Here is a 4,032-nt window from a genome sequence, read left to right as displayed (position 1 = left end):
TTTGCAATTTGAACCCCCCGCCCCTGCGAAGCGGGGGAGGGTCGGGGAGGGGGTGTGAAAAATCGCGTAGCGACCGCATCCAAAACGAAATGTAAACAGCCCCTACGGCGCCGCGTCGCCATTGCCCGCTTCCGCCTCGCGTTTGGCGAGCAGGCGTTTGCCGATGTACAGCCCCGCTTCAAAGAGGATGAGCATCGGCACCGCCAGCAGCGTTTGCGAAATCGCATCCGGCGGGGTCAGCAGCATCCCGATGGTGAAGGCGGCGAGGATGATGTACGGGCGCTTTTGCGCAAGCGTTTCCGGGCGGACGAGACCGAGCATGATGAAGATGACCGTCGCCACCGGCACTTCAAACGCCGCGCCAAAGGCGATAAACATCGTCAGGCTGAGGTTCATGTACTGGGTGATGTCCGGCTTGTATTCCACCCCCTTGAGCTCGATGCCCGCCAAAAAGCTGAACAATATCGGCAGGATGATGAAATAGGCGAACAGCACGCCGGTGTAAAAGAGGACGGTGGAGGAGATGAGGATGGGGCGCACCAGCCGCTTTTCGTGGCGGTACATCCCCGGCGCGACGAATGCCCACACCTGGTAGAGAATCCACGGGATGGTAAAGAGGCAGGCGAGAAAGAGGCAGACTTTGATCGGGGTGAGGAAAATGTCGATACCGTCGTAGGCGAGCATGGTCTGGCCGGGCAGCATATTGTTCAAAACCGGCAGGGCGAAAGTCTCATAGACGCGGTTGCGGAACGGCAGCAGCAGCAGGAAAACGCCGCCGAGGGCGTAGATGATGCGCAACAGGCGGGTGCGCAGCTCGATGAGGTGCTCAACGATGGGCATTTCCGGGTCGTCGTTTTCCGGGGTGTTGGGGGTGTCGGTCATGGTGATTGCAGGATGGATGGGTTTCAGGGGGCATTTACATACACAATAGCGGGTAAGGTGTATGTAAATGATTTGTGCGCTACGCGGGGCGCATCCCGTTATTTTAACGGTCGTAGGGTGGGGTTGCCCCACCATTCAAACCGTCCGGGTGGGTCAAGACCCGCCCTGCGGGGTTGCTTACAATTCGGCGGATAAGCCCCTCTCTCGCTGTGCGAGCTGTTCCAGTCCCTTTGGGAGAGGGGGTGGGGTGAGGGCGGAAGATTGCTACGACCCGCGTAGCGACGGCTCTCAAAACGCATTGCAAACACCCACTAGAGCCATCCGCCGAAAGTTTCGGACAAGACGCGTCGCCGAAGACAGTACGCCCTTGTACGGCGTGGGTTTCCCTAAAAAAATGGCATCGCTATTTTTTTAGGGTGCCCGATCAGGCGACGCAACACAGTATGAGGCTTTCGGTGGGTGGCTATACATACACGATAGTGGGAGCGGTGTGTAAATGGTAAAACGGGGGCGAACAGGGTATGCGTTATTTTGCCCGCTCACAACCCCGGCCAGCGTGCTTTGCGTTCGGCGGTAAATGCCCACCACGGCTGCGCCGCGCCGCCCTGGATAAAATCCACGAGCGACAGCAGCACGTCCAGCACGCAGGGGTCGTGGCGCACGCCATCAAGGCGGCAGAGCTCGCGATAAAGCGCATAGGCGTCGCAGCCGAGCAAATCTTGCGGCGTATGGATACCGAGGCGGTGCAAATCGGCGGCGGTTGCTTTGCCAACGTTGGGCAAGTCGGTGAGTTCGCGCACCGCTTCACGTCGCACTTTTGCCGGGTGCATCAGCGCAGTTTTTCCAGGTAAGGATTGTGGGCGATTTCCCAAAGGAAGCCATCCGGGTCGCTGATATAGCCGCTGTAGCCGCCCCAAAATACTGCCTGCGGCGGTTTGACGATAGCGACATCTTGCGCGGCGAAGGCGGCAAAGAGCGCGTCCACTGCTTCCCGTGAGGCGACGTTGTGCGCGAGGGTAAAGCGCGGAAAGCCGCTGCCGTCAGCGGCGACATTCGCATCGGCCGCCAGCGCTTCACGTGGAAACAGCGCCAGTATCAGCGCGCTGCCCGCCTGAAAGAAGGCGATGTGTTCGTTGCTGTCGCCGCGCTCCTGCCAGCCGAATATTTCACGGTAAAAGCGGCGCGAGGCGGCGAGGTCGGCAACGCCGAGGGTGATGTAGTTGAGGTGCTGGTTCATTGCAAAATTCCAGGTTGAGGCGGGTGGCGCGGGATGCAAGGCGCAACGGGAACCGCTCGTGCAGCGAGAAACGCAGACAATGCGGGCCGCCTTGCCAGATTTTGCAACCCCGTACAGGGCTTTGCGAGTATCGCCATATGGGTAGCCCGCCCCGCGATTGCCGTTTCCATGTTTGCAGATTCCGCGATAGCAGTTATTACAGAAAAAACGCCGACAACCGTCGGCGTTTTTAATGGAAATCCCTTTGCAGCAGGGACAAGTTTTTAATTCAATTAGAGGATCAACAAGAGGTCCTCGATAGTCGCAATCCCTTTGAAGCAGGGACAAGTTTTTAATCCGAACACGCGCAACTTGCGCAGCATCTCGCCGGATCGCAATCCCTTTGCAGCAGAGACAAGTTTTTAATTATTTGGAGATTCACATGAACACCCAACATCAAGTCGCAATCCCTTTGAAGCAGGGACAAGTTTTTAATTGATCAGGAATCTTTTACTGGTCTAGCTGGTGAGTCGCAATCCCTTTGAAGCAGGGACAAGTTTTTAATGTTGCGCACTGCACGTAAGTCGGCTGAAGCCCTTGTCGCAATCCCTTTGAAGCAGGGACAAGTTTTTAATCAAGTGAGGCATTGCTGCGTACTGCGCGCAAATCGTCGCAATCCCTTTGAAGCAGGGACAAGTTTTTAATCAAGGAGCTCATCATGTCTCTTTACTTCCCTTCGTCGCAATCCCTTTGAAGCAGGGACAAGTTTTTAATAGCGGGGTGTATTTTTCCTCCTTATTTTCAAGCAATTGCGAAGGGCGTTTCCAACTTTTGCCAGCGGGGAAAAGTTGAGCCTTCGGGCATTGTTTTTGTTAGGGTTTTTCATGAGTATTTTTTGTGGTTCCGCAGGCTGCGATACGCGCGTATTTTACGGTATTTTGACGGTTTTTTATATGCTGGCGAGGTGATGGTGTTTGGTTGGCAACCGTTTTTGGAAAGTTCATTCATCCACGATAGCGGGGACGGTGTATGTATGGCAATCCTCACAAATTTTTGTACGGCGCTTTGTTGGCGTAGATGGAGCGCTGTGCAGGTCGGGCATGAATGGCCGACCTGCGTTTGCTGTGAGTATTCGCGCAGCGGTAGGGTGGGGCTTGCCCCACCGTTAAAAACTTGTCGCTGCGCAAGCTGTTCCAGTCCCCACCGGGGGAGGGGCAGTTCAGCCGTGTAGGTTGGGCATTATGCCCGACATCTTTTTGAAGTCGGCCATGAGACCGACCTGCGTTTGCTCCTCCACAGGGGAAGGGGCATATCGGCGGCTTGTTCTTCCGTTAAAAACAGGACGGTTGTTTGTTGCGGTGGGTCAAGACCCACCCTACGTTTTCCGTGGGTTTGCCAAAACACCGCGCGCGCCGCCAGTAACCCCACTTCTCTCCCACAGGGGAAGGAGTGTATTGACTGCTCGCAGCAACGGTTGTCGAATGGGTTGATGTTTTTTGCGCTACGCTACGGGGGGAACGGTGGGATTCAGTCTTTGCTGTTATCGCTGGCGGGCGGTTTTGTCAGCGTCAGTTTTTCGTCTGCCGGGGTGGTGGCTTCGCTGTCGCGCGGGGGTTCAACGCCGGTGTCGGCTTCGGCTTCGCCGTCTTCCGGGGTGTAGCCGTCGTAGGCGTGTTCGAGGTCGGTTTTGATGTTGTCGCCGAGCTCGCGGGCATCTTTGTCCAGGTTCATGATGTCCTGGTTCAGTTTGTTGATGTGCGCTTTCATGTCCGCGTCGTGCAGGATTTTGCGCATGTCGTCGAGGTCGAGTTCGCGTTCGATATCGGCACGCACGTCGCTGAAGGCGCGGCGGATTTTGCGCACGGTGATGACCGCGGTGCGCACGACTTCGGGCAGGCGCTGCGGCCCGATGACGACGATGCCGATAACGCCCA

General features: G+C 56.6%; 4 protein-coding genes and 1 CRISPR repeat array. All 4 genes read right to left on the bottom strand.

All coding sequences use genetic code 11. The features are described 5' to 3' along the window. Window positions 1-102: 102 nt before the first annotated feature. The gene (tatC, locus tag Q0349_RS13400; RefSeq protein ID WP_298081517.1) at window positions 103-882 is read right to left on the bottom strand and encodes a twin-arginine translocase subunit TatC; all 780 of its coding nucleotides are present in this window, start codon (window positions 880-882) and stop codon (window positions 103-105) included. A 539-nt stretch (window positions 883-1,421) separates the two neighbouring features. After that, window positions 1,422-1,712 carry a helix-hairpin-helix domain-containing protein gene (locus Q0349_RS13395; protein ID WP_298081516.1) on the bottom strand — a complete coding sequence of 97 codons (291 nt, stop codon included), beginning with the start codon at window positions 1,710-1,712 and terminating at the stop codon, window positions 1,422-1,424. Then, a complete protein-coding gene (locus Q0349_RS13390; RefSeq protein ID WP_298081515.1) occupies window positions 1,712-2,119 on the bottom strand; it encodes a VOC family protein in 408 nt (135 codons plus the stop codon). The genes Q0349_RS13395 and Q0349_RS13390 overlap by 1 nt, the downstream gene beginning before the upstream one ends. Before the next feature lie 232 nt (window positions 2,120-2,351). Beyond that, window positions 2,352-2,872: direct repeats of the CRISPR family, unit length 36 nt; unit sequence GTCGCAATCCCTTTGAAGCAGGGACAAGTTTTTAAT. 753 nt (window positions 2,873-3,625) lie between these two features. Further along, window positions 3,626-4,032: hypothetical protein (locus Q0349_RS13385; RefSeq protein ID WP_298081514.1), on the bottom strand; the 407-nt coding region annotated here is incomplete at its 5' end.

This window comes from uncultured Cardiobacterium sp. (assembly GCF_938028185.1).
GTDB lineage: Bacteria > Pseudomonadota > Gammaproteobacteria > Cardiobacteriales > Cardiobacteriaceae > Cardiobacterium.
This window is presented reverse-complemented; position numbering and strand designations above follow the sequence as displayed.

Coding starts and splice junctions, on each gene's coding strand:
- tatC (WP_298081517.1), bottom strand. CDS start 882: ATGACCGACACCCCCAACACCCCGGAAAACGACGACCCGGAAATGCCC.
- Q0349_RS13395 (WP_298081516.1), bottom strand. CDS start 1,712: ATGCACCCGGCAAAAGTGCGACGTGAAGCGGTGCGCGAACTCACCGAC.
- Q0349_RS13390 (WP_298081515.1), bottom strand. CDS start 2,119: ATGAACCAGCACCTCAACTACATCACCCTCGGCGTTGCCGACCTCGCC.